The following is a 424-nucleotide window of genomic DNA, read 5'->3' as shown; positions in this document are numbered from 1 at the left end:
TGCTTATTCTTATATTGGACCATCATTGACAGAAGCAGTTTACAGAAAAGGAACTATTGGTCGTGCTAAAGATCATCTTGAAGCAACTGCCTTTGCCATTACCGACAGTCTTGCTGCGATTGACGGAAAAGCATTTGTTTCAGTAAATAAAGCATTAGTAACACAAGCAAGTTCTGCAATTCCGGTTATTCCATTGTACATTTCGCTATTGTACAGAATCATGAAAGAGGAAGGAATTCATGAAGGATGTATCGAACAAATTCAGCGCTTGTACCAAGAAAGATTATTTACCGGAAATGAAGTTCCGGTTGATGAAAAAGGAAGAATCCGTATTGATGATTTAGAAATGCGTCCTGACGTTCAGGAAAAAGTGGCTAAATTATGGGTTGAAGCTGTTACTGAAAATTTGGCTGAAATAGGAGAT

1 pseudogene is annotated in these 424 nt (G+C 37.7%); it reads left to right on the top strand.

Going from position 1 to position 424, the window contains the following annotated elements:
- Positions 1–13: 13 nt before the first annotated feature.
- Positions 14–424: pseudogene (locus FCS21_RS17890) on the top strand (bifunctional NADH-specific enoyl-ACP reductase/trans-2-enoyl-CoA reductase); the annotation flags it as partial.

The sequence above is a fragment of the Colwellia ponticola genome, from assembly GCF_005885605.1.
Lineage (GTDB): Bacteria > Pseudomonadota > Gammaproteobacteria > Enterobacterales > Alteromonadaceae > Colwellia > Colwellia ponticola.
Note: the sequence above shows the minus strand (reverse complement) of the source record. Positions and strands in the feature narration are given on the sequence as shown.